The sequence below is a fragment of the Streptomyces sp. FH025 genome (genome assembly GCF_017427025.1).
Taxonomy (GTDB): domain Bacteria; phylum Actinomycetota; class Actinomycetes; order Streptomycetales; family Streptomycetaceae; genus Kitasatospora.
On the sequence record NZ_JAFLNG010000878.1, the window covers coordinates 1 to 2,745 of the forward strand.

Here is a 2,745-nt window from a genome sequence, read left to right on the forward strand (position 1 = left end):
GCGGGTCGGCCGCGGTGACATCGCCGCCATCCGTGCCGTCGGAGACCTCTTCCGCGCGCTCGACCACGCCTACGGCGGCGGCCACGCCCGCCAGGCGCTGGTCCGCTACCTGGAGAGCGAGGCCGAGCCGATGCTGCGCGGCCGCTACGGCGAGCAGATCGGCCGGGCCCTGTTCGGCGCGGTCGCCGACCTGACCAGGCTGGCCGGCTGGACGTCGTTCGACATCGCGGCGCACGGCCTCGCCCAGCGCTACTTCGTCCAGGCACTGCGCCTCTCCCAGGCCGCCGGGGACCGCGCGCTCGGCGGCTACGTCCTGGTGACGATGAGCCAGCAGGCCGTCCACCTGGGCCACGGCCGGGAGGCCGTCCAGCTCGCCCGGGTCGCCCAGCAGGGGGTGGGCACCGCCGTCCCGCCGGTGGTCCAGTCGCTGATGCACGCCGCCGAGGCGCGCGGGCACGGCCTGCTGGGCGACGTCCGATCCTGCACCACGGCGCTGGTCCGGGCCGAGCGGTCGCTGGCCGCCTCCCGGACGGGCGATGAACTGCCTTCCTGGGCACGGTACTTCGACGAGGCCCAGCTCTCCGACGAGTTCGCCCACTGCTACCGCGACCTCCAGCAGTGGCGCACCGCCGCACAGCACGCCGAGAAGTCGCTGCGGCTGCGCTCGCCCGCCTACGCGCGCAGCCGGATCTTCTGCCGACTGGTGCTGGCCACCGCCCGGCTCGGCATGGGTGACCTCGACGAGGCCTGCACCATGGCCACCGACGCGCTGCGGGCGGCGGGGGAGATGCGCTCGGCCCGCTCGCTGGAGTACGTCCGGGACTTCCACCGCCGCCTCACCCCCTACCGGGGCAGCCCGGTGGCCCGCGCCTTCGAGGAGACGGCCCGCCAGGCGGGGGTGATCTGACCCTCTGTTCGGCAACCGGGCCGGGGACTCACCAGCTCTCGGCCCGGACCCGTGGACGCCCCGCGTCCGCCGCAGCCTCCAGCTCCACCTCTACCTCCACCTCCACCGATGAAGCCGGCGAAGCCGGCGAAGCCGATGGAACCGGTGGCCGGACCCCGCCGCGCACCCGCCGAGCGGCCAGCGGGAACACCAGCACCGACAGCATCCCGGCGCCCACCGGCGCCGCCGCCGTCGAGGACGACAGGTGCCCGGCCTCCACCTCGATCGTGGTGATCACCACGACCGGCGGCAGTGCCGTCGCCCCGTACAGCCCGAGCGCCGCGCGGTCCCGCCCGCAATGACCTACCTCAACGACCTCAGCGACCTCAGCGGCCTCGGCGAACCGCGACGGCCCTCGGCGAACCGCGACGGCCTCAGGCCGCCGCCTCGGCCTCCCGCGCCCCGGCCGGCAGGCCGAGGTCGCGCAGCACCGCCTGCGCCGCCCGCCGCCCGGAGACCAGCGCACCCTGCACGGTGCTGGTGTCCCGGTGGTCCCCGGCGACGTACAGCCCGGCCACCAGCCGCACCGGGCGGCGGGGGTTGTGCGGCGGCGGCATCGCGGGCAGCGCGTCGGGGACGTGCCGCACGCTGAGGAACTGCCAGTTGACCGTCGAGGCGCCGTACAGCCCGGCGAGCCGGGCCCGGACGGCCGGTTCCAGCCCGGCCGGGCCGCCCGCGTCGAAGGAGCGCCGGCCGAGCACGGTGGTGGCGACCAGCGCCTGCCCGGCCGGGGCGTAGGACGGGTGCAGCTCGCTGAGCACCAGCGAGTGCGAGACCAGCGGCGGGTGCCCGTTCGGCCGGTCGGCGTCGAGCAGCAGGACCGCCTCGCCCAGCGGGGTGCGGTCGGCCGCGTGGAAGAAGGTGGTGACGGGGTGGAAGTCCGGCAGCCGCAGCCCGGGCAGCAGCTCGGCGGCGGAGCGGGCGTCGGTGGCGACGACCACGGCCTGGGCGCCGATCCGCCCGTGGGCGAGGGTCTCCACGCCGTCGGCGGCGACCGAGGTGACCTGCACCCCGGTCAGGACGGTGCCGGCGGGAAGCGCGGCGGCCAGCTGGGCCGGTACGGCCGCGATCCCGTCGGCGGGCAGACAGAGGCGTCCGCGGGCGTACGAGCGAAGCACCAGGTCGGCGATCCGGCTGCTGGTGCCGAGGGTCGGATCGCTGAGCAGCGCGCTGAGCAGCGGCCGCAGGAAGCCGTCGACGGTGCGTGGAGCGAGCCCGTGGCCGGCCAGCGCGCGGGCGGTGGTGGTTTCGGGGCGGGCCTGGAGCCGGCCGGCCGGGGTGGTGGCGATCCGGGTGAGCCAGCTGCCCAGCCGGGCCTTGTCCAGCGGGCTGCCGAGCGGCGCCCGGGTGGCGGCCTGCCGGGCGGTGGTGAGCTGCGGGTCCCCGGCGCGGTAGCGGCGGCCGGCGCTGTGCACGAGCACGCCGGGCGCGAGCGGGCGCAGGTCCAGACGGTCGAGGTCGAGGGCCCGGCGAAGTTCGGGGAAGGCGGTGTTCAGCAGGTGGCTGCCGTCGTCGAGGCGGAATCCGTCCAGCTCGCGGGTGGCCATCCGGCCGCCGATCCGGTCGGTGGTCTCCAGGACCTGAACGCTGAGGCCGCGACCGGTGAGTGCGCGGGCGGCGGCCAGGCCCGCGAGGCCGGCGCCGACCACGACGACGTCCGGGTCGGACGGGCGACGGGCGCGGCGGGTGAAGTCGTACGTGGGCACTGGCGTGCTCCCTCCCTGGTCCCGGGGCTCCGGCCGACGCAGGCAGCGGGGTGCCGGGACACGGTCCGAGGAAGGTGATGCCCAGTCAGTGTG

2 protein-coding genes and 1 pseudogene are annotated in these 2,745 nt (G+C 76.5%); 1 reads left to right on the plus strand and 2 read right to left on the minus strand.

The window, feature by feature from the left end:
• Window positions 1-907: pseudogene (locus tag J0670_RS35105) on the plus strand (regulator); the annotation flags it as partial.
• Between the two features lie 28 nt (window positions 908-935).
• Here the strand turns inward: J0670_RS35105 and J0670_RS35110 are convergent.
• A complete protein-coding gene (locus J0670_RS35110; RefSeq protein WP_207816565.1) occupies window positions 936-1,187 on the minus strand; it encodes a hypothetical protein in 252 nt (83 codons plus the stop codon).
• Window positions 1,188-1,320: 133 nt separating this feature from the next.
• A complete protein-coding gene (locus J0670_RS35115) occupies window positions 1,321-2,652 on the minus strand; it encodes an FAD-dependent oxidoreductase (RefSeq protein ID WP_207816574.1) in 1,332 nt (443 codons plus the stop codon).
• Window positions 2,653-2,745 lie beyond the last annotated feature (93 nt).